The following is a 24816-nucleotide window of genomic DNA, read 5'->3' on the forward strand; positions in this document are numbered from 1 at the left end:
GGACGGCGGCGGCCCTTCCGCGGATCCGCCGGCGTCGGGGGCCGCGGGTAGCGTGGCCGCGTGAACATCAGGGGATTCCGCCAGCCGCCCGCCTCCGTCGCCGACGCCGCGGCCCCCGCGGTGGAGCTGGACCCCGCGCAGCGCGCCGTCGTCGAGCTGCCGGTGGGCGTGAGCGCGGCCGTCCTCGGCGCGCCGGGCTCCGGGCGCACCACCACGCTGCGCGAGCTCGTGGCCGAGCGGATCCTCGTGCAGGGGCTCGACCCCGCCGAGGTGCTCGTGCTCGCGCCCTCGCGCGCGGCCGCCACGCGCCTGCGCGACGAGCTCGCGCTGCGGGTCGGGGTGGCCACGCTCGGGCCGCTCGCGCGCACCTCCACGTCCGTCGCGTTCGAGGTGCTCGCCCGGCGCGCCGCCGAGACGGGCACCGAGCCGCCCCGCCTGCTCACGGGCGCCGAGCAGGACCAGATCATCGCCGATCTCCTCGCCGGACACGAGGAGCTGGGCACCGGGCCCGCGTGGCCGGATCCGCTGGGCGTCGAGGTGCGGCGGCTGCGCGCCTTCCGCACGGAGCTCCGCGAGCTGCTCATGCGCGCCACCGAGGAGGGCGTGCGGCCGGACGCGCTCGCCGAGGCCGGCCGGGCGCACGACGTGACCGAGTGGATCGCCGCGGCGGAGTTTGCCCGCGAGTACGAGGACGTCGTCGACTCCTTCCGCGGCGACCACCTCGACAGCGCGGAGCTGCTCGCCGAGGCCGTGCTGCTCGTGTCGCGGGGGGAGGCGCTCACGGGGATCCGCCTGGTCGTCGCCGACGACCTGCACGAGGCGACCGTCGCGACGCTCTCCCTCCTCCGGGCGCTCGCGGCGCGCGGCGCGGACGTGGTCGCGTTCGGCGACCCGGACGTCGCGGCGGCCACCTTCCGCGGGGCCGAGGCATCCGCGCTCGGCCGCCTCTCCACCGTGCTCGGGCTGCCCGGGCTCCGCACGCTCGTGCTCGACCGGGTGCACCGGCAGCCGCCCGCGCTCCGGGCGCTCACGTCGGCCGTCACGGCCCGCATCGGCGCGGCCGGCGCGGGGCGGCAGCGGCAGGCGGGATCCGCGCCGGGGCTCGCCGACGACGCCGACCCGATCCAGGTCATCGAGGCGCCCACGCGCGCCCTCGAGCTCGCCCGCCTCGCGCGTCGGCTCCGCGAGGAGCACCTGCTGGGCGGCGTGCCCTGGGCGCGCATGGTCGTGCTCGTGCGCTCCGGGTCCCTCGTGGCCCAGGTCGCCCGCAGCCTCGCGACCGCGGAGGTCCCCACGCGCACGGCCGTGGCCGGGCGCGCGCTGCGCGACGACCTGGCCGCGCTCGCGCTCATCCGCGCGGTCGATGTCGTGCTCGGCCGCGTGCCGCTCACGCCGGACATCGCGGCGGAGCTCGCCACGGGTCCGCTCGGCGGCCTCGACGGGGTCCAGCTCCGCCGCCTCCGCCTCGCCATGCGCCAGGAGGAGCTCGCGGGCGACGGCCACCGGTCGAGCGACGAGCTGCTCGTAGAGGCCCTCGCCGCGACCGGCCGGCTCGAGACGCTCGACCTCGCGCCTGCGCGCCGCCTCGGCCGGCTCGCCCGCACGCTGCAGGGCGCCCGCGAGCTGGCCGCGTCCGACGGCACCATCGAGGAGCTGCTCTGGCGCCTGTGGGAGGGCTCGGGGCTGGCGACGCCGTGGTTCGAGCAGGCGCTGCAGAAGGGCATCGTCGCCGACCAGGCGAACCGCGACCTCGACGGCGTCGTCGCGCTCTTCACGGCCGCGCGCCGGTTCGTCGAGCGGAACCCGGGCCGCCCCGCGTCCGACTTCGTGGAGGAGCTGCTCGGCGCCGAGGTGCCCGAGGACACGCTCTCGCCGCAGCCGCTCGCCGACACCGTGCTCGTCGCCACGCCGTCCGCGGTCGTGGGCGCGGGGTACGAGGTCGTCGCGATCGCCGCGCTGCAGGAGGGCGTGTGGCCGAACCTGCGGCTGCGCGGATCCCTGCTGCACCCGCAGCGCCTCTCCGCCGTCGCGCGCGGGCTCGACCGGGCCGACGTCGACGAGCGCGCCGAGGTGCTCGGCGACGAGCTGCGGATGCTCGCGCTCGCCGTCTCGCGGGCGTCGCGTGTCGTGGTCCTCAGCGCCACCGCGAACGACGAGGAGGCGCCGTCGCCGTTCCTGCGCCTGGTCCCGCCCGCGCCGGGCCTCGCCGAGGAGGAGGCCGGCGCCGAGGCGGGGCGGGTGGCGAAGGACGCGCCGGCCGCGCTGCGGATCCGCCCGGATCACCCGCTCTCGCTCCGCGGGCTCGTCGGCGCGCTCCGGCGCGAGCTCGCGGTCGTGCACCGCGACGCCGCGCTCCTCGACGACGGCCGCGTCGTCTCGGGCGACCGCACCGCGCGCCGCCCCGCCGACGCCACCCGCGAGCGGGGCCTCGCCGCCGCGTCCGCGCTCGCGCGCCTCGCCGCGGAGGGCGTCACGGGCGCGGATCCGGCCGAGTGGTACGGCCTGCGCGAGCCCTCCACCACCGAGCCCGTCGTCGACCTCACCGATCCCGAGGCGCGCGTCCCCGTCTCGCCCTCGCGCCTGGAGGCCTTCGAGCGCTCGCCGCTCAACTGGTTCATCGACCAGGCGTCCGGCGGGTCCACCAGCACGGCCATGGGCATCGGCACCATCGTGCACGCGGTCATGGAGGAGGCGAGCCTCGATCCCGACGCCGACCTCCGCCCGCCCGCCCTCGAGGCGCGCCTCGACGCGCGCTGGGGCGAGCTGCCCTTCGAGTCCCCCTGGGTGGGCGAGCGCGAGCGGCGCCAGGCGGGCGAGCTCATCGCCGGCGTCAGCGGGTACCTCCGCGACTTCGCCGCGGACGGCGGCCGCATGCTCGCGGCCGAGGGCGGCTTCGAGCTGGAGGTGGGCGTCGCGCGCCTCCGCGGGAAGATCGACCGCATCGAGCTGACGAAGGAGGGCCGCGTGGTCATCGTCGACCTCAAGACCGGGCGCCACTTCCCGACCCGCGCCGAGATCCCCGCGCACGCGCAGCTCGGCTCCTACCAGCTGGCGTTCGTGGAGGGCTCGCTGGAGGACGTGCCCGCTGATGCGCCGTCCGGCGGCGCGAAGCTGCTCTACGTCTCGGGCGGCACGCGCGGTCTGCCCTACCGCGAGCTGCCGCAGGAGCCGCTGACGCGCGAGGAGCTCGACGGGTTCCGCGCGCGCATCGCCGAGGCCGCCGAGGGCATGGCGGGCGCGACCTTCGAGGGCACGCCCGACCCGGGGGAGCGGGATCCGGGGTCGGCGAGGCGGTACCGCATCCACCTCGTGCGGGCGGTGTCGGCATGAGCGGCGTGGGCAGGGCCGGCGACGGCACGGTCGGCGTCGAGGCGTCCGGCCCGGGCGAGGGCGGCATGATCAGCGCCCAGCGCATCGCCGAGACGCTCGGCCTGCCGAGCCCCACCGAGCAGCAGCGGCGCGTGATCGAGTCGCCGCTCGAGCCCGGCCTCGTCGTCGCGGGCGCCGGCAGCGGCAAGACCGAGACCATGGCGAGCCGCGTCGTCTGGCTGCTCGCCAACGGGCACGTGGGCGTCGAGGAGATCCTCGGCCTCACCTTCACGCGCAAGGCCGCGGGCGAGCTCGGGGTGCGGATCCGCGCCCGCATCGAGCAGCTTCAGCAGGCCGGGCTCGCCGCCGTCCCCGCGGACGCGTTCGCGACGCCCACCGTTCAGACCTACAACGCGTTCGCGAACGGCATCTTCCGCGACAGCGCCACGCTCATCGGCCGCGAGGCGGAGTCGGTCGTGCTCACGGAGGCGTCCGCGTGGCAGCTCGCGCGCCGGCTCGTCGTCGAGAGCACCGATCCGCGCCTGCTCGAGCTCGGGCGCGGGGTGGATCCCATCACGCAGGCCGTCATCTCCCTCAGCCGCGCGATGAGCGAGAACGTCGCCGATCCGGCCGAGGTCGTGCGCCTCGCCGGGTCGTTCACGGGCCTCGCGGAGCTGCCGTTCGGTTCCGCGCGCATCAGGAAGGCCCCCGCGGCCGACGCGGTCGCCGCCGTCGGCGCGCTGCCGCCGCTCGTCGACCTCGCCGTGCGGTTCCAGGAGGAGAAGACCCGGCGCGGGCTCGTGGAGTACAGCGACCAGGTCGCCTTCGCGCTCGCCATCTGCGAGCGCGTGCCGCAGGTCGTCGCCGAGCACCGGAAGCGCTTCCGCGTGGTGCTGCTCGACGAGTACCAGGACACCTCGGTCGTGCAGACCCGGCTCCTCTCGACGCTCTTCGGCGGCACGCCCGTCATGGCCGTGGGGGACCCGCACCAGTCCATCTACGGCTGGCGCGGCGCGAGCGCGGCGAACCTCGCGCGCTTCGGCGCCGACTTCGCGCCGGCCGGCGCCGCCGCCGTGCCCGTCTACGCGCTCTCCACCAGCTGGCGGAACCCGGGCGTGGTGCGCGGCGCCGCGAACCGCATCGTCGAGCCGCTCACCGCCGCGTCGCGGATCCCCGTGGCGCGACTCGAGCCCCGGGCCGACGCGGGCGACGGCCGCCTCGACGTCGCCTACGAGGAGACCATCGCGGACGAGGCCGCGAGCGTCGCCACGTGGTTCGCCGACCGGCTGCGGCAGACCGGATCCGACGGCCGCCCCCGCTCGGCCGCGATGCTGTGCCGCTCGCTCAAGACCATCGAGCCGTTCACGACGGCGCTCGCCGACCGGGGCGTGCCGTTCCGCGTGCTCGGCCTCGGCGGCCTCCTCGACCAGCCCGCCGTCGTCGACCTCGTGTGCGTCCTCCGCGTGCTGCACGACCCCACCGCGGGCAGCGAGCTCGTGCGCCTCCTCACGGGCGCGCGCTGGCGCGTCGGCACGAAGGACGTGCACGCGCTGTCCCGCGTCGCGTCGTGGCTGATGTCCCGCGACCACGCGCAGAAGCCGCTCGCCGACGAGGTGCGCGACGGCCTCCGGGCCTCCGTCGTTCCCGACGAGGTGGGGTCGGTCGTCGACGCGCTCGACTTCGTCGTCGGCGCCCGCGACGGCCACACCGCGCTCGCCGGCTTCAGCGTGGAGGGCCTCGTGCGCCTCCGTGCCGCCGGCCGTCAGCTGCAGGTGCTGCGCTCCCGCGTCGGGCTCGACCTGGTCGACCTCGTCACGGTCGTCCAGCAGGAGCTGCTGCTCGACATCGAGGTCGCCGCGAACGAGACGGATCCGCTCGGCCGCGCGAGCCTGGAGGCCTTCACCGAGCAGGTGGCCGGCTACCTCCAGGGCGACTCCGCCGGCACGCTCGGCCCGTTCCTCGCCTGGCTCGCCGAGGCCGAGCGGCGCGACAACCTCGCGCCGCGCACCGAGGAGCCGGAGCCCGGCACCGTGCAGATCCTCACGATCCACGGCTCGAAGGGCCTCGAGTGGGACGTCGTCGCGGTGCCGCGCATGGTCGAGGGCGAGCTGCCCGGCACGCTCCGGGAGAAGAGGGGCTGGGTCGCGTTCGGCGCCCTGCCGTTCGAGTTCCGCGGCGACTCCGCCGAGCTGCCGTCGCTCGCGTGGCGCGGCGTGGAGACGCAGAAGGAGTTCGCCGAAGCCATGGAGGCGTTCGGTGACGAGCTCGAGGAGCGCAACGCCGCCGAGCAGCGGCGCCTCGCGTACGTCGCCATCACGCGCACGCGGTCCGACCTGCTGCTCACCGGCTCGTTCTGGTCCACGCAGCAGAAGCCGCGGGGGCCCGGGGCGTTCCTCCGGGAGATCCAGCAGGTGGGCCTCATCGCGGCGGGCGCGCTCCCCGAGGCGCCCGAGCTGGAGGAGAACCCGCTCGAACCGGGATCCGCCCGCGTCGCCTGGCCGCTCCCGCCGCTCGGCCCGCGGGAGGCGCGCGTGCGTGCGGCCGCCGAGGCCGTCGCGGTCGCGGATCCCGACGCGGAGACCGTGTGGACCCGCGACATCGACCTGCTCCTCGCCGAGCGCGACGCCCGCGCGCGGGACGCCGAGCTCGTCGACCTGCCCACGCGCATCCCCGCGTCGCGCTTCAAGGACTTCGTGAGCGACCCCGCGGGCGTCGCCGCGCGCCTGCGCCGCCCGATGCCCGAGCGCCCCTACCGGCAGACGCGGCTCGGCACGCTCTTCCACGGCTGGGTCGAGGCGCGGTACGGCCCCGCGGGCACGGCCGACGTCATCGACGCGTCCGGCGTGGAGCTCGACGCGGATCCGACCGAGCCGCCCGTGGAGACGGAGGACCTCGATCGTCTCCGCGCGATCTTCGAGGCGAGCGAATGGGCGGCCAGGAAGCCGGAGGAGGTCGAGGTCGAGATCCACATGGAGCTCGCCGGCCAGGTCGTCATCTGCAAGATCGACGCGGTGTTCCTCATCGACGGCCGCTACCGCGTCGTGGACTGGAAGACCGGCCGCACCCCGAAGGACGCGGCCGACCTCGAGCTCAAGCAGCTCCAGCTCGCCCTGTACCGCCTCGCGTTTGCGAAGTGGCGGGGCATCGACCCCGACCTCATCGACGCCGAGTTCTACTTCGTCGCCGAGGACCGGTCGCTGAAGCCCGAGCGGCTCTACTCCGAGGAGGACCTCGTGGCGCTCTGGTCGGGCGCGCGCACGCCGGACGCGTCGCGCGCACCGTCGGGGGAGACCGTGGGCTGAGGCCGGGAGTCGAGCATCTCCTCGACCTGGTCGACGTCCATCACGGGCAGCGTCTCGTGCGCGATGCGCTGGCCCTCGTCGGCGCGCACCGTGTCGACGAGCGCGCTGAGCATGTTGACGGCGTCGTCGATGATGCCCTGGTTGCGCGTGTCGGTGCCGTGCAGCAGCCAGCGGGCGATCTCGAGCTCGGCGTAGAGGAGCGCCCGCTGCTTGAGCTGGCGGTCGACCGTCACGTGGTGCGCCTGGTTGTAGGCGCGGAAGACGCTCTCGGCGACGTGCTCGGCGCGCGCGCCCAGCACCCAGTGCAGGTCGTGCGCGGGATCGGCCACGCGGAGCTCCGACCAGCCGATCATCCCGGTCACGTCGTCGCCGTCGACGAGGAACGAGGAGGCCTGTACGGCGCCGTTGACGACCGCGGGCTGGAACTGCCAGAGCGACGCGTCGTCGAGCGCCTCCTCCCAGCGGCTGAGCAGCAGGCTCGGCACGAGCGCGGTGGCCGCGGCACGGTCGATGAGCGCGGCGGTCTGGCTGTGGATCTCCGCGGCCGAGAGCACGGGCAGGCCCGCATCCGCCACGAAGCCGGTCGGCAGGCTGTGCACGGCGGAGACGGCGGCGCCGATCGAGCGCGCGAGGCCGTCGCCCGCGGGGATCTCGTCGAGCGAGATGACCCGCCCGGGCACGTGCACGTAGACGAACCCGCGGGTCGGCTTGATGGGAGCCTGCCCCAGGAACTCGGGCACCTGGAACGGCAGGCGGGAGCGGATCCCGGTGCTCAGCGCCCGCAGCGCCACGAGGTCCGCGGACTGCTCGGACTCGGCGGCCTGCGTGGTCGGGACGCGCACGAGGAGTTCGCGGCCGTCCCGCGTGGAGAGGAGCGCGGAGTCGAAGTCGCCCGCGCCGCCGGCCGTGAAGGGGGTGCTGCGAACCACGTCGAGCCCCGAGACGGCCGAGGTCGCCAACGCGGCTAGAGTGAGGTGGGATCTGGCCATGCCTTACAGGTTAGGTCGCTGGGAGCCCTCCGTCTCACCGCGCCACGCGCTTCCGGCCCCACACGCGCACCGTGGGCGGACCATCGGCACCGCCGTCTCCGCCCCTCGGCCCGTCCGCCCCCGAAGTCGATTGGTCACCCGTGCTCGACAGCTTCCTCTCCCGTCTGCCCCTGTCCCGCGAGGGCGTCGACCGCGACGGCCTGAACCGCGACTCGCCCGCCCTCTTCGACGAGCTGTGGGCGGATCCGGCCACGCGCGTCCTCGCGCTCCACGGCCACCGCGCGCTGGGGTCCGCCTCCGACGGCCGCGCCGCGCTCGAGCTGCTGCCGGTCGATCGCGTGACCAGCGCCACCGTGCGCATCTACCTCGGCCGCACGACCATCGCGCACGAGGGAGAGCCGGTCGGCACGCCCGTCGTCGCCGCGGTCCTCACCGACGCCGCCACGGCCGAGCTCGAGCCCGCGGAGGAGCGGTGGCTGGAGCTGCGCACCACCGCCACGCAGCTCGACGACCGCGACGCCGCGCTCTTCACGGGCGCGCTCGCCACCGCCAACTGGCACGCCTCCCACCCCTTCTCGCCGAAGACGGGCGAGCCGACGGTCGTCGAGCAGGGCGGATGGGTGCGGCGCGCGCCCTCCGACGGCTCGCAGGTCTTCCCGCGCACCGACGCGGCCGTGATCATGGGCGTCGTCGATGCGGACGACCGCCTGCTCCTCGGCGCCAACGCCATGTGGGGCGGCGACCGCTACTCGCTGCTCGCGGGCTTCGTCGAGCCGGGGGAGTCGTTCGAGGCGGCCGTGAAGCGCGAGGTGCTGGAGGAGTCCGGCGTCACCGTCGAGGATCCGCGCTACCTCGGCAGCCAGCCGTGGCCGTTCCCCGCGTCCGTCATGGTGGGCTTCCTCGCGCGCGTCTCCGCGTCGAGCGGACCCGCGACGCCGGACGGCGTCGAGATCGTCGACCTGCGCTGGTTCAGCCGGGAGGAGCTGCGGGCGTCGCTCGGCGAGATCGCGCTCCCCGGCCCGTCGTCCATCGCGCGCGCCATCATCGAGGAGTGGTACGGCGGACCCCTCGAGGACGGAGAGCGGGAGTGGTGATCCGCCGATCGTGACCGACCAGCTCGTCCCCGGCACCCCCGGGCGCGACCCCTACGGGTCCACCGCGCCCGGCGCCCTCCCCGCACCCGTGTCCCTCGGCCCTGCTGCCGCGTCCGCGGAGGAGCCCGTCGAGGAGGCCCGCACCGCGGAGTCCCTGCTCGAGGCGCTCGACGACCAGCAGCGGCTCGCCGCCGAGGCGCTCCTCGGCCCCGTGGTCGTGCTCGCGGGCGCCGGCACGGGCAAGACGCGCGCCATCACGCACCGCATCGCCTACGGGATCCAGGCCGGCGTCTACCCGCCCAACCGCGTCATGGCGCTCACCTTCACCTCGCGCGCCGCGGCCGAGCTCCGCGGGCGCCTGCGCGAGCTCGGCGCCGGACCCGTGGCCGCGCGCACCTTCCACGCGGCGGCCCTCAAGCAGCTCAACTTCTTCTGGCCGCAGGTCGTCGGCGGCACCATGCCGCGCCTCATCGAGAGCAAGGGCCGGATGCTCGGGCATGCGGCCGAGTCCCTCCGCCTCCGCCTCGACACGGCCGCGCTCCGCGACATGGCCGCCGAGGTCGAGTGGCGCAAGGTCTCGATGATCTCCATCGAGCAGTACGGCCTCGCCGCGCGCACCACCCGCACGCTCCCGCCGCAGCTCGACGCCGACCAGGCCGTCGCGCTCCTCCAGGCGTACGAGGACATCAAGGACCAGCGCCGCCAGCTCGACTTCGAGGACGTGCTGCTCGCGACCGCGGGGATGATCGAGGCCGAGCCCTGGGTGGCGCAGCAGGTGCGCGAGCAGTACCGCTTCTTCGTGGTCGACGAGTACCAGGACGTCTCGCCGCTGCAGCAGACGATCCTCGACCTCTGGATGGGCGACCGCCGCGACCTCTGCGTTGTCGGCGACGCCAGCCAGACCATCTACTCGTTCGCGGGCGCGAAGAGCGCGTACCTCCTCGACTTCGCGTCGCGTTTCCCCGAGGCGACGGTGGTCCGGCTGGAGCGCAACTACCGGTCGACCTCCGGCATCACCGAGGCGGCGAACCGGCTCATGCGCGGCCGGCCGGGCGCGCTCACGCTCGTGTCGGCGGACGCGGATCCCGACGGCGACGGCACCGGCACGGCCTCCGCCCGCGCCGCGAAGGGCCGCGGATCCGCCGCCGTCCCCGGCCGCGGCGAGGGCTTCCGCGCGCCCCAGGTGAGCGCGTTCCCCTCCGACGGCGCCGAGGCGCGCGCGATCGCCGGCGCCATCGCCCAGCAGATCGCCTCCGGCATCGCGCCCGAGGACATCGCCGTGCTCTACCGCATGAACGGCCAGTCCGCGGTGCTCGAGCAGGCCCTCGGCGACGCGGGCGTCAGCTACCAGGTGCGCGGATCCCAGCGCTTCTTCGACCGCCCCGAGATCAAGCAGGCGCTCCTCGCCCTCCGCGGCGCGTCCGTCTCCATCTCCGGCGAGCCGCTGTTCAAGTCGGTGAGCGACGTGCTGCGCGGCCTCGGCTGGAGCCAGCAGCCGCCCGAGCAGCCGGGCGCCGTGCGCGACCGCTGGGAGTCCCTCGACGCGATTATGGGCCTCGCCGAGCGCATGCCCGCGGGCAGCACCTTCCGCGCCTTCACCGACGAGCTCCTCGAGCGCCAGGCCGGGCAGCACGAGCCGACCGTCTCCGCCGTCACGCTCGCGACGCTGCACTCCGCCAAGGGCCTCGAGTGGGAGCACGTCTACCTGATGGGGCTGAGCGAGGGGCTCGTGCCCATCAGCTACGCGCAGACGCTCGAGGCGGTCGACGAGGAGCGGCGCCTCCTCTACGTCGGGATCACGCGCGCGCGGTCCGGGCTGCGGCTCTCCTGGAGCCGGAGCGGACCGCAGCGATCCGGTCAGCGGGAGCCGTCGCGGTTCCTGGCAGAGCTCGACACGCGCATCGCGGGTGGGGGCGCGAAGCGCGGCGCGTGACCCGGCCCGTCCGCACGTCGAGGATCGCCTGGTGCGTCGCGAGCGCGTTCTCGCCCGTCGTCAGCAGCCGGTCGGCGGGCCGCGCGGCGAGGGCCGCGAGCTCGGCGGGCACGAGCCCCGCCTCGGATCCGCTATCGCGCCCGAGCAGCTGCGTCGCGATGGCGGGCCACGCCGGATCCGCGTCCCGCCGCCCGAGGTCGAGGCAGTAGCAGCAGGCCGTCCACCCGGGCTCGACGAGCGGGCCGACGACCGCGTGCCGGTCGCCGAGCACGACGGGCAGGTGCGGCACGTCCTCCCGCGACCAGCGCCCGTAGACGGCCGGGGCGATGGCGAAGTGGGCCACGATCACGGCGAGGGCGGTACCCGGATCCGCATCGTCGGACATCCGCCGCGGCGCCACGTCGTGCCCGGCGCGGGCCAGGGCGTCGGCGACGCGGTCGGCCGTCGGTCCGCCGCCGACGACCGCGACCGTCCCGGTCCGCGTGCGTCGGGGGACGTCCGCGTCGCGCGGCGGCAAGAGCGCGGGCCGCACCAGGTCGAGCAGCTGCGTCACGTGCGCGGGGCCGGCGCCCTCGGACGCCGCGATCATGTCCAGTCCGCCGCGGCTGATGCCGTGCACGAGGGCGTCGAGCAGCCGTTCATCGAGACGCGACACGGAGCCGAGCACCACGGGCGGGCGGTCGACGCCGAGCTGGAGGGAGTCCGGCGTGCGCCAGACGAGCGGGAGGCGGGGATCGAGTCGGATGGCCATGGGCGCGGAGAGTGCCCGACGCGTCGGGCGCCCGCGGGCCGCGTCCACAGGCCGCCGGGCCGGCGCCGCGAGTGCGGTGCCGGCCCGGCCGGATGGAGCGGGCAGCACGTCAAACGGGACGCGGATCCGTCCCGGGTGCGTCGTCGGGTCCGTCGTCCGGCGTCTCGCCCGGCTCGGTCGCGTGTCCCTGGCCGTCCTCCACGGGGCGTCCGGCGTCGGATCCGCGGAGCAGGTCCTCGAGCGCCTGATCGACCTCGTCGGGCTCGGGCTCGCCCTGCGTGAGACGCGCGACGAGCGCGTGCGGCGCGTCGATGTCCTCGGAGGTGGGCAGCACGTCGGGGTGCGACCACAGAGCGTCGCGCTGCTCCGCCCCGACGCCGTCGGTGACGGCCTGCCACATGGCCGCGGCCTCGCGCAGGCGGCGCGGCCGGAGCTCGAGGCCCACGAGCGTCGCGAAGGCGGACTCGGCGGGACCGCCCGTCGCGCGGCGGCGGCGCACGGTCTCCGCAATCGCCGACGCGCGGGGGAGGCGCACGGTGGCCGCGGCCGTGACCACGTCCACCCAGCCCTCGATGAGCGCGAGCATCGTCTCGAGGCGCGCGAGGGCGGCGAGCTGCGCCTCCGTCTTCGGCGGGATGAGGGATCCGTCGACCATGGCCTGGCGGAGCTCCTCGGGGTTCGACGGGTCGAAGCCCTCCGCGAGCGACTCGAGCCGGTCGGTGTCGATGTGCACGCCCTTCGCGAACTCCGTGATGGAGGAGATGAGCTGCAGCCGCAGCCAGCGCGCGTGGCGGAACAGGCGCGCGTGGGCGAGCTCGCGCACGGCGAGGTAGATCTGCACCTGGTCGTCGGAGACGTCGATCCCCTCGCCGAACGCCTGGACGTTCTGCGGCAGGAGCGCGGCCTGCTGGTCGTCGAGGAGCGGGATGCCGACGTCGCCGCCCGAGACGACCTCGGTGGACAGCTGCCCGACCACCTGGCCGAGCTGCATGGCGAAGAGGGTGCCGCCGAGGTTGCGCATCATGCGGCCGGCGCCGGCGACCATGCCCTGCATCTCCTCGGGCGCGTTCTGCTGGAGCACCTCGGTGAGCGAGTCGGCGATGCTGAGCGCGACGGGCTCCGCGAGCTGCGTCCACACGGGCATGGTGAGCTCGGTCCACTGCGCGCGGGTGATGAGGCGCGGCGCCACCGTGAGCTGGCTCACGTACGTGACCTCGTCGAGCCAGAGCGCGGCGACCTGGAACGCCTGGTCGAGGGGCGCGGACGCGGCGGCGGTGACCTGCGTCTGCTCCGCGGCGGCGAGCTGCCGGGCGCCCTCGCGGGCCACCTTCCAGTCCACGCCGTCGCCCGTGTTGGCGAGCGCACCCTGGAGCTGCGCGAGGAGCTGGCGCACCATCTCCGGGTCCTGCGGGAGGCCGGCGGCGCCCGCGAGCTTGTTCGGGTCGATCTGCCCGTCGGCGCCGAGGAACCGCTCCAGCATGCGCCGGAACTCGTCCTCGGGATTCGGGGTGGGCTCGTCGGCCATGGAGGGTCTCCCGGGGGTCGAGGGGGTCCGGATCGCGGTGCCGCGGCCGGTGGATCCACGCTAGCCCGCGCCCACGGGAAACCCATCCGCATTCGCCTAGGCTGAGCCACCGCGGCTTCCGCCCGCCGCGAACAGCGGCCACGAGGGCCGCCCCGACGCCCGTCGCCCGGCCGCCTCCCGGCCCGACGCGCCCCGACACCGAGGACATCCGGATGAGCCTGTTCGCCCAGCACGCCCCCCGCGCACCCCGGCCCCCGCGCCGCCGCCGTGTCGGCCGCGTGCTCGCCGGCACCGGCGCCGTGCTCGCCCTCGCGCTCGGCCTCATGCCGTCGCCGTACGTCATCGAGCAGCCGGGTCCCGTGTTCGACACCCTCGGCACGAGCGACCACGAGGGCACCGAGCGTCCCCTCATCTCCATCCCCGACCGCACGACGTACCCCACCGACGGCAGCCTCGACATGCTCACCGTCAGCGTCGTCGGCAACCCCGCGCAGCGTCCCGACTGGTTCGCGGTCGTCTCCGCCTGGCTCGACCCGACCCGCAGCGTCGTGCCGATGGAGGCCGTCTTCCCGGCGGGTCAGACGGCCGAGGATCGCGACGCCCAGAACCAGGTCCAGATGACCGACTCGCAGCAGGACGCGGTGGCCGCTGCCCTCACCGAGCTCGGCATCCAGGTCCCGCGCACCCTCCAGGTGCAGAGCGTCCTCGACGGCTCCCCGGCCGACGGGGCCCTCCGCGCCGGCGACGCGATCCGCACGGTCGACGGCGCCGACGTGATCGACCTCGCCGACCTCCAGGCGCGCGTCGCCGCCGCGGGCACGACCACGCCGCTGTCCTTCGGGATCACGCGCGACGGCCAGGACAGCACGGTCGAGGTCACGCCCGCCGCGCGCGACGGCCGCCCCGTCATCGGCGTCGTCACCTCCACCTCCTACGAGTTCCCGTTCGAGGTCGACATCCAGCTCGACGACGTCGGCGGGCCGAGCGCCGGGATGATGTTCGCGCTCGGGATCATGGACAAGCTCGAGGAGGGCTCGCTCACCGGCGGCAAGGCCATCGCGGGCACGGGCACGATCGACGCGGGGGGCGACGTCGGCCCCATCGGCGGCATCCGCCAGAAGCTCTACGGCGCCGAGCGCGCGGGGGCCCGGTACTTCCTGGCGCCGACCGACAACTGCGACGAGGTGCGCGGGCACGTGCCCGACGGCCTCCGCGTGTTCGCCGTGTCGACCCTCGACGACTCGCTCGCGGCGCTCGCCGCCATCTCCACGGACGGCGACCTGGACGCGCTCCCGACCTGCTGACGCCCTGCCGAGGACAGCATTCGCCGCGGTCGTCGAGAGGGCGCCCTTACCAGACGCGCACCGTCGCTCGCTCGCAGGTCCCTGGCAACCGCCCCGCCTAGGATGAGGACTCCGCTGTCCCCGACTCTGAGGCACACACGTGACAAGCACATCCGCCCGGCCCGCCAGACGGAGCCGAGCCCCCCTCGCCATCACCGCGGCCATCATCGCCGCCCTCGTGATCGCGTTCTTCATCTTCGCCGGGTTCTACGCCGACGTCCTCTGGTACGACCAGCTGGGCTACCTCGGGGTGCTGCTCACGCAGTGGGGCGCGGGCATCGCGCTGTTCCTCGTCGGGTTCCTCGCCATGGCGATCCCGGTGTTCGTGAGCATCCAGGTCGCGTACCGCTCGCGACCCGTCTACGCGAAGCTCAACTCGCAGCTCGACCGCTACCAGCAGGTCATCGAGCCGCTGCGCCGCCTCGCCATGTTCGCGATCCCCGCGGTGTTCGGGCTGTTCGCCGGCGTCTCCGCGTCGAGCGGCTGGCAGCGCACGCTCCTCTGGCTCAACCGCACGCCCTCCGGCACGACCGACCCGCAGTTCGGGCTCGACACGTCGTTCTACCTGTTCGAGCTGCCCTTCTACCACGCGGTCGTCGGCTTCGCCTCGGCCGTCGTCATCATCTCCATGCTCGGCGTGCTCGCCACGAGCTACCTCTACGGCGCCGTGCGGTTCTCGGGCCGCGAGGTGCGCATCTCGAAGAGCTCGCGCATCCAGATCGCGATCACCGCGGGCGTCTACTTCCTGCTGCAGGGCGTGAGCATCTGGCTCGACCAGTACTCCTCCGTGGTCAACACGGCCAACGGCGGGCTGTTCACCGGTGCCGCGTACTCCGACGTCAACGCCGTGATCCCCGGCCGCACGATCCTCGCCGGCATCGCCGTCGTCGTCGCGGTGCTGTTCCTCATCACCGCGGCCATCGGCCGGTGGCGCCTGCCCATCATCGGCACCGCGGGGCTCATCGTGGCCAGCATCCTCATCGGCACGGCCTACCCGGCCATCGTGCAGCGCTTCCAGGTGGAGCCCAACGAGCGCTCGCTCGAGTCGCCGTTCTACGAGCGCAACATCGAGGCGACCCGGCAGGCCTACGGTCTCGCGGACATCGAGGAGATCCCCTACGACGCGACGACGGACACCACGCCGGGCGCGCTCCGCAAGGATGCCGCGACCACCGCGAACATCCGCATCCTCGACCCCGCGGTCGTCGGCGACGCGTTCAGCCAGCTGCAGCAGTTCCGGCAGTACTACCAGTTCGGCGACAACCTCGACGTCGACCGGTACCAGATCGACGGCCGCGTGCAGGACACGGTGGTCGCGGTCCGCGAGCTGAGCCCCACCAACACCGGCACCTCGTGGGTCAACCAGCACCTCGTCTACACGCACGGCTACTCGCTCGTGGCGGCGTACGGCACGCAGCGCACCTCCGACGGCCAGCCCGTGTTCCTCGAGTCCGGCATCCCGGCCTCGGGCGACCTGGGCGACTTCGAGCCGCGCGTCTACTTCGGCGAGAACTCGCCCGACTACTCCATCGTCGGCGGCCCCGAGTCGGGCGACAAGGTGGAGCTGGACTACCCGTCCGGCGTCGACGGCGCGGACGAGACCTACACGACGTTCCAGGGCGACGGCGGGCCGAAGGTCGACAACGTCTTCAAGCGGCTCATCTACGCGCTCAAGTTCCAGTCGGAGCAGATCTTCCTGGCCAACCAGATCAACGACCAGTCGCAGATCCTCTACGACCGCGACCCCGCGGAGCGCGTCGGCAAGGTCGCGCCGTACCTCACGGTCGACAAGGACCCGTACCCCAGCGTGGTCGACGGCCGCGTGGTCTGGATCGTCGACGGATACACGACGAGCGACCAGTACCCCTACTCGCAGCACAACGACATGAGCCGCCTCATCGCCGACTCGCAGCAGACCCAGCCGCTCGTGCCGACGGACCGGATCAACTACATCCGCAACTCGGTCAAGGCCACGGTCGACGCGTACGACGGCAAGGTCACGCTCTACGCGTGGGACGCCGACGACCCGATCCTCAAGACCTGGCAGAAGGTCTTCCCGTCGACCCTCAAACCGATCGCGGACATCTCGGGCGAGCTCATGAGCCACCTGCGCTTCCCGGCCGACATGTTCAAGGTCCAGCGCGCGGTGCTCGGCAAGTACCACGTCACGGACCCCGGCTCGATCTACTCGAACCAGGACCTCTGGACCACGCCGAACGACCCGACGGCCACCACCGAGGCGGGCACGCCGGCGAGCCTCCAGCCGCCGTACTACCTCACCATGCAGATGCCGGGTCAGGACGCCCCGCGGTTCTCGCTGTACTCGACGTTCATCCCGCCGGCCACGCAGGACACCTCCCGGAGCGTGCTCACGGGCTACCTCGGGGTGGACTCGGACGCCGGGAACGTGGCGGGGGAGAAAGCGGCGGACTACGGGAAGCTGCGCCTGCTGACGCTGCCGAACGACGACACCATCCCGGCGCCGACGCAGATCCAGAACAACTTCAACTCGGACACGAACGTGGCGAACCAGCTCAACCTGCTGGAGCGCGGCGGCCGCACGAGCGTGGTGCGCGGCAACCTGCTGACCCTCCCGGTCGGCGGCGGCCTGCTCTACGTGCAGCCCGTGTACGTCCGGTCGACGGGCGACACGAGCTACCCGCTGCTCCGCAAGGTGCTGGTGGCGTTCGGCGACAAGATCGCGTTCGAGGACACGCTGGACGCGGCCCTCGACAGCATCTTCGAGGGCGACTCGGGGGCGACGGCGGGCGACGAGAACGTGCCCACGACGCCCGCGGACGGCGCCACGGGCGACGGGTCCACCGACGGCGGGACGGATGCGGGCACGGGATCCACGCCCACGCCAGCGCCGACCTCCTCGCCCTCGGCGCCCGCGCAGGATGTGCAGGCGGCGCTCGACGCGGCCAACACGGCGCTGCAGGAGCGTCAGGCCGCGTATGCCTCCGGAGACCTCGTGGCCGCGGCGCAGGCGGACCAGCGGTTCACCGAGGCCGTGCAGCGCGCGTACGAGCTGAGCCAGCAGCAGTAGCGCCCGGCTCCTGACCAGGACGGCCCCGGCGGCCCCGCGATGCGGGTGCCGTCGGGGCCGTCCTTGTGCGGGGCAGTGGATCCGGCGGGCGGTGTCGTGCTGCAGCCGCCCGGTGGTCACGAGCACCCCCGGAGGTCTGGTAACGTATTCCTCGTAGCGCGGGGTGGAGCAGTTCGGTAGCTCGCTGGGCTCATAACCCAGAGGTCGTAGGTTCAAATCCTGCCCCCGCAACAAGATGAAGGCCCGGTCTCCTCGAGACCGGGCCTTCTGCTGTGCCGCGAAGCGCTTTCGCGGCGGCTAGCGGGCGATCACCGCGTCGACCGCGGTGAGGATCTCCGGCACCTCGGTGCGCGTCGTGTAGTCGACGTGCACGTCGGCGAAGGCCACGCGGCGGTCGGCGTCCACGACGATCACGGTCGGGAACGGGATGTCACCCGTGCCGTCGGCGTTGCTGTCCGCCACGTCGAAGCCGAGCTGGGTGTGGGCCGCGCGGGCCTCGGGGGTCGGTTCGGTCACGAGGCCGAGCGCGCGCACGAACGCGTTGGACGGATCCGACAGCACCGGGAAGTCCAGCCCGCCGCCCGCGACCGCCTGCGCGCTCCCCTCCGGCGTCTGCGGGCTCACGGCCACGAGCGTCGCGCCGCGCTCCCGCAGGGCGGGCAGCAGCCCGGCCTGGTACTGGCGGAAGGTCAGGTTGCAGTACGGGCACCATGCGCCGCGGTACAGCACGACCACCGCGGGGCCGGACCCGAGGGCGGCGTGCAGGTCGACCTCCGCGCCGTCGGGGTCCACGAGCGTCGCAGCGGGCAGCTGGTCCCCAGGGGCGACCGCGCCGTCGGGCACGCCGCCGTCGCGGAGCGCCTGCTGCTCCGCAGCGAACACTGCCGAGAGGTCCGGCCCGATCTGCTCCGCGAAGCCGCGGTCGAACTCGGCGATCTTCGCCTGGATGGTGGTGTCGGTCATGATGTCTCCTCGTTCCGTCGGGTCGGTGCGCTCACCGTAGGCGGGCGATCCGGGAGGGTCGCAGGAGGGGCGTCACGCGGCGTCACGACCGACACCGAGCGGACAGGGGGGGCGGCCATGCAATGTGCTTCTGTTCGGACACATCCGGCTACGGACGTGTGGAGTCGAGCCCGTAGCCCGTAGCCCGTAGCCCGTAGCCCGTAGCCCGTAGCCCGTAGCCCGTAGCCCGTAGCCCGTAGGCCAGATTGGGCGGAAATATAGACACTACGTTCTGCCTCTGTCTCCTTCGCGTGTAGGGCGTTCGAAGATCAGGGCGTGGGTCTTGTGCCAAGCGCCTAAAGTACACACGTGAGCACACTATCGAGGACCATCGCTAGGGCCGGTTTGGCCTATAGCGAGTCGGCCTACGGGCTGAATTTATTTGTCCGGGAGTCACTTAAGGGTGTTGTGGCAGCAGCTGAGCAATCGGCGGAGATTTGGAGAAAAATTGAGATCACCCCTCCGGATGACGGTAATGTCGAATTTCCGGTCTATGATCCGAATCTAGGTATTCAAATTGATACACTGTCATTCACAAAAGACGAGTACAACACTCTGCTTTTGAATATGGAGATAGCTCACTCCGCCCGATCCACGCATCCTGAAGTGCTGCTACAAATGAGCCTCACTCACGCATGTGCTCTTTGGGATGCCTTGTTCTCCGATGTTATCCGTGCAACTATTTTGAGTATGCCGCAGCATCTGAAGTCAAAAGAAACCATGACTTGGGATGAAATCATTGAACATCAGCTGCGAGGATCTCTAGTTGAGGTGCTAGTCGAGCGGCGCGTAAGAAAGATTGCTTACTCAGGAGTGAGAGAGCAACTGACGTATGTCAGGGATCGTCTTGGTGTAGACCTGATCTCGAGTTCAAAAGTAGATGTTGGCGCCTTAGAGATTATTCGACTCAAGCGAAATGCTGTTGCGCACAATGGGGCGCGTGTTACGAATGAGTACGCAGTCAGGGTCGATTTACTCGTTGGACAACCAATTGTATTCACTGAAGAGTCGGCGGCGGCAGAGCGAGAGCATCTCCACGCATCAGGTATGGCGCTCGTTGAGGGTCTACTCGCGAAGTACTGCCCCGAGGAGTGGAATGCCTAAATGATGAGTGTTTAACCAGGTTGGGTTGTCGCGCCTATCCCACGGGGCCTCCGTGGCGATTCAATCAATTAATGACGAGTGAAAGTGCAAATGTAAGCAGGCGTGGCGCACTGTTCAGGCGCCTGACCCGATTTTTTTGCGTACCTGCTCTGTCAAAGCCTCGGGGGACGCGGCTGTCAGCGGCCGCGGTGACCCGGGAGGAGGGCCTGCGCGAGCGGGATCACCGAGACGACCAGCAGCACGGTGCCGAGCACCTCGTCGTCCGGGCGGAGGAGCACGCCGCCGGCGAGGAGGCCGCCGAAGACGAGGGCGGAGACCGCCCGTCGGAGGGTGCGCTCGAGGGCGCCGACGCGGCGCTCGAGGGTGGGGTCGCTGATGGGCAGGGCGCCGTCGTCGATGCGCGTGAGCAGCGCGTCGAGGCGGCCCGGGAGACGGGCCAGCGTGCCGGTGGTGTCCGAGATGCGGGTGCCGAGGTCGCGCACGACGTTGCCGCGCTCCTCGCGGATGAGGCGCTGCGCGTACGGCTCGACGGAGTCCCAGAGGTTGAACGCGGGATCCAGCGCGCTGCACACGCCCGAGGTCAGCGACATGGCGCGGATGATGAGCAGGAAGTCGTCCGGAAGCTGGAACGGGAGGGTGCGCACCACCTCCTGGAACTCGTCCGCGAACGCGCGGAACTCCCGAGGATCCACCTCGCGCAGCTCGGCGAAGCCCAGGCCGCCGAAGCGGGCGAAGAGGCGCGTCATGGCGCGCTCGAGCTGCGTCGTGTCCGCGGAGGGGAGCAGGACGCCGATGTCGCGGGCGGCGTCGACGAGACCCTTGCCGTCGCGCGAGGCGGCGGCGATGAGCATCTTGCGGAGGCCCCTGCGGGTGCTCGGCGGCACCTCGCCCATCATCCCGAAGTCGATGAAGGTGAGGGTCCAGCCCTGCTCGACGGATCCGTCCGTGACGGGCGTGACGAAGACGTTGCCGGGGTGCGGATCCGCGTGGAAGAAGCCGTCGGCGAAGAGCTGGTCGAACATCACGGCGGCGAACACGGGCGCGACGTCGACCGGGTCGATGCCGGCGGCGAGCAGCCCCGCGTGGTCGGTGATCTTGATGGCGGTGACGTCCTCGAGCGTGAGCACGCGCCCGGTGCTGCGCTCCCAGACGATCTCGGGCACGGCCACGCGCTCGTCGGCGGCGAACATCTCCTGGAAGCGGGCCGAGCTGCGGGCCTCGTGCAGGTAGTCGATCTCCTCGAGGCTCGTCTCGGCGAACTCCTCCACGAGCGCGGGCGCGTCCACGCGGTCGGACACGAGCCGGACGTGCGTGAGCCAGCCGCCGATGCGGCGGAGGGCGGCGAGGTCGATGCGCACGATGTCGTCGATGCCGGGCCGCTGCACCTTGATGACGGCGCCCGTGAGGCCCGTGTCGGCGGAATCGAGGGGGCCGAGGATCGCCCGGTGGGCCTGGCCGAGCGACGCGGCGGCGACGGGCGTCTCGTCGACCCAGGCGAACGCGTCGGCGAGCCGCATGCCCAGCTCGCGCTCGGCGAGCGCGCGGATCTCGGGGAACGGGACGGCGGGCACCTCATCCTGCAGGTCCTCGAGCTCGGCCGTGATCTCGGGCGGCAGCACGTCGAGGCGCGACGACATGAACTGGCCGACCTTGATCATGAGGCCGCCGAGCTCGACCGCCAGCACGCGGAACCGGCGGGCGAACAGCTTCATGCGCCGGGTGCGCGTGCGGTCGGCGATGCGTCGGAGGCCGACGCGGGGGAGGAAGAGCTCGTACCACCAGGTGACCGCCAGGTTCCAGGCGGCGAAGCGGAGGATGCGGCGGTAGCGGGCGCGCGTCTCCGGGGCGGCGGCCTCGGCATCCCGCCCGGGAGCGGCGCCGGCCGTGGCCGCGGTCACTCCCGGGCGAGGATCGCGTAGAGGCGGCGGCGGACCGCGTCGAGCTCGGTGGCGGCCTCGGCGACCTGCGCCGCGGTGCCCGAGCGCTGGACCTGCGCCGCGGCCTGGGCGAGCGCGAGGCCGGCCTTCGGGAGGGCGGAGCGGTCGTGACGGTCGTGGGCGTCGCGCCCGTGCGCGTCGGCGTCGGCCCACGGCGCGGTGACGCCGTCACGGGCGACCGCCGACCGGCCCGCCTCCGTGAGCGCCCAGACCTTGCGCCCGTCGGTGGTCTCGGCGGCGATGAGGCCCTCGTCGGCGAGGAGCTGGAGCGTCGGGTAGACGGCTCCGGCGTTCGGGGTCCAGGCGCCCGCGGTGCGTTCCTCGATCTCGTGGATGATGCGGTAGCCGTGCATGGGCTCCTCGGCGAGCAGCGCGAGGACGGCGTGGCGCACGTCGCGCGGGCCGGCGCCGTGGCCGGCGTTGCCGGCCGGGCTGCCGTCGCGCTTCTCGAAGCGCGCGCGGAGGGACTCCATCGCCTGCCACACGCCGTCGGCGGCGTCGCCGAACGGGGATCCTGAGCTGGGGGACGATGCGGCCATGGCGAGCTCCTTGCTGTGGGACGTGCGCGGTGCCTCGACGATAGGCCGCGGACCTGGCCGCGGACCCGGGAGCGGCCCGTTGGTCAGCGCCCCAACAGGTCCGGCGGATGGGGGAGGGACGGCCGCGGTCAGCCGACGGCCTGCGCGAACCCGCGCTTCGGGTCGGCCAGGTGCTCCAGACCGGCGGGCAGCGGTCGCCCCTTCGCGGCCATCGACTGCGCCCACAGGCGGCCCGCGCGGTACGACGAGCGCACGAGCGGGCCGGCGAGCACGCCGAGGAACCCGATCGCCTCCGCCTCCGCCTTGATCTCCACGAACTCCTCCGGCCGCACCCAGCGCGCGACGGGCAGGTGCCGCGGCGTCGGCCGGAGGTACTGCGTGACCGTGATGATGTCGCAGCCCGCGTCGTGCAGGTCGACGAGCGCCTCCGCGACCTCCTCACGCGTCTCGCCCATGCCGAGGATGAGGTTCGACTTGGTGATGAGGCCCGCGTCCCGCCCCTGCGTGATCACGTCGAGCGAGCGCTCGTACCGGAACGCCGGGCGGACCCGCTTGAAGATGCGCGGCACCGTCTCCACGTTGTGCGCGAAGACCTCGGGTCGGGAGGAGAAGACCTCGGCGAGGAGGTCGGGGTTCCCGGAGAAGTCGGTCGCGAGGATCTCGACGCCCGTGCCGGGGGCGTCGGCGTGGATCCGCCGCACGGTCTCCGCGTGCAGCCACGCGCCCTCGTCGGGCAGGTCGTCGCGCGCCACGCCCGTGACGGTCGCGTAGCGGAGGCCCATCCGGCGGACGGAGTCGGCGACGCGGCGCGGCTCGTCGGTGTCGTAGTCGGCGGGCTTGCCGGTGTCGATCTGGCAGAAGTCGCAGCGGCGGGTGCACTGGGATCCGCCGATGAGGAACGTGGCCTCGCGGTCCTCCCAGCACTCGTAGATGTTCGGGCAGGCCGCCTCCTGGCAGACGGTGTGCAGGTCCTCCGTCTTCACGAGCTGCTGGAGCGCCTGGTACTCGGGCCCCATGCGGGCCTTCGTCTTGATCCACTCCGGCTTGCGCTCGATGGGGGTCTCGGCGTTGCGCACCTCGAGGCGGAGCATGCGGCGGCCGTCGGGCGCGGCGCTCATGCGCGGGCCCTGGAGGTGACGGAGGAGTGGGGAGCGGTGGAGGGCATGGCGGATCCGTTCGGGGAGAGGGCGCGCACGAGGTGCGGGCGGAGGAGGGGGACGACGTCGGCCGGGGTGACCGTGCGACCGATGACGCGGCTGATGGAGGTGACGCCCGCGTCGCGGATCCCGCACGGGACGATGCGGTCGTAGGCGTCGAACGCGTTGCTGCAGTTGAGCGCGAAGCCGTGCATGGTGACGCGCTCGGCGACGCGGACGCCGATGGCGGCGATCTTCTCGTCGCGGGGCGATCCGTCGGGCGAGGCGCCCCGGATCCAGACGCCCGAGCGGCCGTCGACGCGGCAGGACGCGATGCCGAGGTCGGCGAGCAGGCCGATGAGGGCGTCCTCGAGGCGGCGCACGTGGGCCACGACGTCGAGGGGCTCCGGCAGCCGCACGATGGGGTAGCCGACCAACTGCCCCGGCCCGTGCCAGGTGATGCGGCCGCCGCGGTCGACGTCGATGACGGGGGTGCCGTCGCGCGGCCGGTCGTCCGGCTCCGTGCGCCTCCCCGCCGTGTACACCGAAGGGTGCTCGAGGAGGATGACGGTGTCCTGCGCCCGGCCCGCGACGACGTCGGCATGCAGGGCACGCTGACGCTCGAGGGCCTCGATGTACGGCACGGAGTTGGCGCTTAGCCCCGTGACGACGATGTCGACCACGCGGCCAGCATAGGCGCGCGGCCACCGGCGGGCGAGGGCGCGCGCGGGCCCGTCGCGTTGCGGGGGAGGCGCGCGGGGCGGAGGATCGTCCTCGATGACCGCCTCCTCCGCACCCGCCGTCCCCGACCGTCCCGTCCGCGCCGCGCGGTCCCAGCACGTGCTGGAGGTGGTCCGCACCGAGCGCCTCAGCCCGCACCTCGTCCGCGTGCACCTCGGCGGCGAGGGGACCCGGGCGCTGCTGGAGCAGGCCGTCCCCGAGCGGCTCGCCGCGACCGACGCTTACGTGAAGCTGATGCTGCCGCAGCGCGGATCCGGCCTCGTCCCGCCGTTCGACCTGCCCGCCCTCCGCGAGACGCTGCCGCCCGAGGCGCTGCCTGCGGTGCGGACGTACACGCTCCGGCACGCGGATCCGGTCGCGGGCACCTGCGCGATCGACTTCGTCGTGCACGGCGACGAGGGGCTCGCGGGGCCATGGGCGGCGTCGGCGCAGCCCGGCGACCTGCTCGCGGCGAGCGGCCCCGGCGGCCTGTTCAGGCCGAGCGGGGACCCCGCGGTCGTGCGGCTGCTGATCGGCGACGACTCGGCCGTGCCCGCGATCGCCGCTTCGCTCGCCGCGATGACCGCCGACGCGACCGGGGTCGCGCTCGTCGAGGTGGACGGCCCCGCCGACGAGCTCCCCCTCGCGCACCCCGCCGGCGTCGAGCTGCGCTGGATCCACCGCTCGCGCGTCCCCGGCGCCGTGCCCGGCGCGCCCCTCGTCGACGCGGTCCGCGCGCTCGCGCGGCCGGGCGGCGTGGTCGAGGTCTTCGCGCACGGCGAGCGCGGCGCGATGAAGGAGATCCGCGCGCTCCTCCAGGACGGCTGGGGCATCGACCGCCGCGCCCTGTCGCTCTCCGCCTACTGGGCGCTCGGCCGCGCGGAGGACCGCTTCCAGGCGGAGAAGCGCGAGCCGGTGGGGGCGATCTTCGCGGAGTGACGGTGCCCCCGCAACGGGGGCGCGTCCGTCGATGTGGCGCCAACGCGAGAGCCTGTGGAAAGCCAGCCGATTCTTGTCGATCTCTGACCCTATTCTCAGCTCCGCTACCGCTCAGTGGTCGCGGATGCGGGTGCCTGATCCGTC

15 protein-coding genes and 1 tRNA gene are annotated in these 24816 nt (G+C 73.3%); 9 read left to right on the forward strand and 7 right to left on the reverse strand.

Annotated features, from left to right (window positions below):
• Positions 1 to 60: 60 nt before the first annotated feature.
• Together CMN_RS05695 and CMN_RS05700 are read left to right on the forward strand one after the other, a co-directional pair.
• Positions 61 to 3330 (forward strand): ATP-dependent helicase, encoded by a 3270-nt coding sequence (locus tag CMN_RS05695; protein WP_015489893.1) that lies wholly within the window; start codon positions 61 to 63, stop codon positions 3328 to 3330.
• Entirely contained in the window at positions 3327 to 6611 is a 3285-nt protein-coding gene (locus CMN_RS05700; protein WP_015489894.1) for an ATP-dependent helicase, read from the forward strand. The genes CMN_RS05695 and CMN_RS05700 overlap by 4 nt, the downstream gene beginning before the upstream one ends.
• On the opposite strand, the gene CMN_RS05705 is transcribed toward CMN_RS05700, so the two are convergent.
• Positions 6524 to 7600 (reverse strand): phosphotransferase, encoded by a 1077-nt coding sequence (locus tag CMN_RS05705; protein WP_015489895.1) that lies wholly within the window; start codon positions 7598 to 7600, stop codon positions 6524 to 6526. The two genes, CMN_RS05700 and CMN_RS05705, sit on opposite strands and share 88 nt — an antisense overlap.
• Before the next feature lie 140 nt (positions 7601 to 7740).
• On the opposite strand from CMN_RS05705, the gene nudC reads away from it, so the two are divergent.
• Together nudC and CMN_RS05715 are read left to right on the forward strand one after the other, a co-directional pair.
• Positions 7741 to 8694, forward strand: a complete 954-nt coding sequence (nudC, locus tag CMN_RS05710; protein WP_015489896.1) for an NAD(+) diphosphatase — start codon at positions 7741 to 7743, stop codon at positions 8692 to 8694.
• 10 nt (positions 8695 to 8704) lie between these two features.
• Entirely contained in the window at positions 8705 to 10627 is a 1923-nt protein-coding gene (locus tag CMN_RS05715; RefSeq protein WP_015489897.1) for an ATP-dependent helicase, read from the forward strand.
• An 860-nt stretch (positions 10628 to 11487) separates the two neighbouring features.
• Here CMN_RS05715 and CMN_RS05725 read toward each other — a convergent pair.
• Positions 11488 to 12903 carry a zinc-dependent metalloprotease gene (locus CMN_RS05725; RefSeq protein WP_015489899.1) on the reverse strand — a complete coding sequence of 472 codons (1416 nt, stop codon included), beginning with the start codon at positions 12901 to 12903 and terminating at the stop codon, positions 11488 to 11490.
• Between the two features lie 212 nt (positions 12904 to 13115).
• Here CMN_RS05725 and CMN_RS05730 point away from each other — a divergent pair, with 212 nt between their 5' ends.
• From CMN_RS05730 to CMN_RS05740, 3 genes are all read left to right on the forward strand, one after another.
• Positions 13116 to 14207 carry a YlbL family protein gene (locus CMN_RS05730; protein WP_015489900.1) on the forward strand — a complete coding sequence of 364 codons (1092 nt, stop codon included), beginning with the start codon at positions 13116 to 13118 and terminating at the stop codon, positions 14205 to 14207.
• Between the two features lie 139 nt (positions 14208 to 14346).
• A complete protein-coding gene (locus CMN_RS05735) occupies positions 14347 to 17295 on the forward strand; it encodes a UPF0182 family membrane protein (protein ID WP_015489901.1) in 2949 nt (982 codons plus the stop codon).
• A 157-nt stretch (positions 17296 to 17452) separates the two neighbouring features.
• Positions 17453 to 17526 (forward strand) — tRNA-Met (locus CMN_RS05740).
• Positions 17527 to 17592: 66 nt separating this feature from the next.
• Here CMN_RS05740 and CMN_RS05745 read toward each other — a convergent pair.
• Positions 17593 to 18258, reverse strand: a complete 666-nt coding sequence (locus CMN_RS05745) for a peroxiredoxin-like family protein (protein ID WP_015489902.1) — start codon at positions 18256 to 18258, stop codon at positions 17593 to 17595.
• Positions 18259 to 18606: 348 nt separating this feature from the next.
• Here CMN_RS05745 and CMN_RS14950 point away from each other — a divergent pair, with 348 nt between their 5' ends.
• Positions 18607 to 19401 (forward strand): hypothetical protein, encoded by a 795-nt coding sequence (locus CMN_RS14950; protein WP_015489903.1) that lies wholly within the window; start codon positions 18607 to 18609, stop codon positions 19399 to 19401.
• A gap of 176 nt (positions 19402 to 19577) precedes the next feature.
• Here CMN_RS14950 and CMN_RS05750 read toward each other — a convergent pair whose 3' ends face one another.
• The 4 genes from CMN_RS05750 to lipB all read right to left on the reverse strand — a co-directional run bounded on the left by CMN_RS05750 (position 19578) and on the right by lipB (position 23696).
• Positions 19578 to 21299, reverse strand: coding sequence for an ABC1 kinase family protein (locus CMN_RS05750; RefSeq protein ID WP_015489904.1), 1722 nt, complete (start codon positions 21297 to 21299; stop codon positions 19578 to 19580).
• Complete coding sequence (locus CMN_RS05755; RefSeq protein WP_015489905.1) at positions 21296 to 21877, reverse strand: PadR family transcriptional regulator; 582 nt, start codon at positions 21875 to 21877, stop codon at positions 21296 to 21298. The genes CMN_RS05750 and CMN_RS05755 overlap by 4 nt, the downstream gene beginning before the upstream one ends.
• 128 nt (positions 21878 to 22005) lie before the next feature.
• Positions 22006 to 22995 (reverse strand): lipoyl synthase, encoded by a 990-nt coding sequence (lipA, locus tag CMN_RS05760; RefSeq protein WP_015489906.1) that lies wholly within the window; start codon positions 22993 to 22995, stop codon positions 22006 to 22008.
• Positions 22992 to 23696 (reverse strand): lipoyl(octanoyl) transferase LipB, encoded by a 705-nt coding sequence (gene lipB, locus CMN_RS05765; RefSeq protein ID WP_015489907.1) that lies wholly within the window; start codon positions 23694 to 23696, stop codon positions 22992 to 22994. Before lipB ends, lipA begins: the two co-directional genes overlap by 4 nt.
• 94 nt (positions 23697 to 23790) lie before the next feature.
• Here lipB and CMN_RS05770 point away from each other — a divergent pair, with 94 nt between their 5' ends.
• The gene (locus CMN_RS05770) at positions 23791 to 24672 is read left to right on the forward strand and encodes a siderophore-interacting protein (RefSeq protein WP_015489908.1); all 882 of its coding nucleotides are present in this window, start codon (positions 23791 to 23793) and stop codon (positions 24670 to 24672) included.
• Positions 24673 to 24816: the final 144 nt, after the last annotated feature.

The organism is Clavibacter nebraskensis NCPPB 2581 (assembly GCF_000355695.1).
GTDB classification, from domain to species: Bacteria; Actinomycetota; Actinomycetes; order Actinomycetales; family Microbacteriaceae; genus Clavibacter; species Clavibacter nebraskensis.

Coding starts and splice junctions, on each gene's coding strand:
- CMN_RS05700 (WP_015489894.1), top strand. CDS start 3,327: ATGAGCGGCGTGGGCAGGGCCGGCGACGGCACGGTCGGCGTCGAGGCG.
- CMN_RS05705 (WP_015489895.1), bottom strand. CDS start 7,600: ATGGCCAGATCCCACCTCACTCTAGCCGCGTTGGCGACCTCGGCCGTC.
- CMN_RS05725 (WP_015489899.1), bottom strand. CDS start 12,903: ATGGCCGACGAGCCCACCCCGAATCCCGAGGACGAGTTCCGGCGCATG.
- CMN_RS05730 (WP_015489900.1), top strand. CDS start 13,116: ATGAGCCTGTTCGCCCAGCACGCCCCCCGCGCACCCCGGCCCCCGCGC.
- CMN_RS05745 (WP_015489902.1), bottom strand. CDS start 18,258: ATGACCGACACCACCATCCAGGCGAAGATCGCCGAGTTCGACCGCGGC.
- CMN_RS05755 (WP_015489905.1), bottom strand. CDS start 21,877: ATGGCCGCATCGTCCCCCAGCTCAGGATCCCCGTTCGGCGACGCCGCC.
- lipA (WP_015489906.1), bottom strand. CDS start 22,995: ATGAGCGCCGCGCCCGACGGCCGCCGCATGCTCCGCCTCGAGGTGCGC.
- CMN_RS05770 (WP_015489908.1), top strand. CDS start 23,791: ATGACCGCCTCCTCCGCACCCGCCGTCCCCGACCGTCCCGTCCGCGCC.